Raw genomic sequence first — 1,319 nt, forward strand, 5'->3', positions numbered from 1 at the left:
GCAAATAGCTGAAGCCATGTACGAAATTTTGACCGACGAAGATTTGGCATCAAAGTTAAAATCTGCAGGACCGAAGCAAGCCGCTAAGTTTACATGGGAAAATACAGCGCTGCAAACTTATAAAATATACGAAGGCGCGGTAAGGGGTTAATGTGTTTGGCCTGATTAAAGCTCCTGCCCCGTTGCTATAGGAGGATGCGTTTTTGTTTAGGGCATTTTTAGTGCTTTCTTCTGGTAGTGTTATAGGTAAACTCGTTGGTTTTTTAAGAGAAATTCTAATGGCAGCACTTTTTGGCACGGGAACTCATGTGGCAGCCTATCGCGTTGCACAAACCGCCATGCTCATGCCTACAGAATTTTTCTTGACGAATAGCTTGGAAGCCGGCTTTGTCCCGCTATATGTGAGATATACCAAAGACGACCCTAAACGAGCTGAAGCTCTTTTAAGCGTTATTGTGATGTTTTTTTTATTGCTTGCAGGGATCATATTTTTATTCTTATTTTTTTGCTCTTCTTGGTGGGTTAGAATTTTAACTCCTGGCATGAATGATGCTGGCAAAATTTTAACGGCTTCCATGCTTCGCGTCATGGCGTTGGCCGTCCCTTTATATATATTAGGGATGCTTATGGCCTATTTAAAAATGGCACATGGAAGATATTTAACTGCCTCCTTGCGTTCAACAATACAAAGCGTTGGCCTAATTTCTGGATCGCTGCTTGCGATTTACTTTAAAAATCCTTTGTTTTTAGCCTGGGGATTTGTTTTTGCATACTTGTTTTACTTGGTGTGGCTTTTATGTGGTTTGTATAACCTTGGATTGTTGCGCTTTAAAGCAAGCTTCTCGCGAGACTTGGCAAAAGAAACCTTCAGCGCCTTCTGGTGCTCTGTGCGACCTGTTCTTATAGTTCCTCTTTTGATTCAGGGAAACATAGCGATCGAAAGAATTGTCGCATCCCTAATTGGGAGTACGTCCATCGCCGCTGTTGATTACGCAAAATTTGTCACGGAAACCGTAGTGATTTTAATTGCTGCTCCTCTGGGTATGGTGGGATTGTCAACTTTAAGCGGCCTTGATTCGGACTCAGTTCGTCAAAAACTAGGACAAATAGCAAATATCGTATTGATCTTTACAATTCCAATTTCCTTATTTGTAGCGTGCAATCACGTTGACATCGTTCATATCCTATATGCCAGAGGAGCATTTGATCAAGAATCAGTGCGAGTAACTTCAAGGATATTGCTAGGCTTTTCGATTGGCATGTGGGCTCAAGCGTTATCTTATTATTTCATAAGAGTATTAAATTCACAGTTACGCAAT

At 41.2% G+C, this 1,319-nt stretch carries 1 protein-coding gene; it reads left to right on the forward strand.

The genetic code is table 11. The features are described 5' to 3' along the window. Positions 1–203: 203 nt before the first annotated feature. On the forward strand, positions 204–1,319 hold a 1,116-nt coding region (murJ, locus tag Q7P41_RS05625; protein WP_303882809.1), incomplete at its 3' end, for a murein biosynthesis integral membrane protein MurJ.

The sequence above is a fragment of the Acetomicrobium mobile genome (assembly GCF_937920065.1).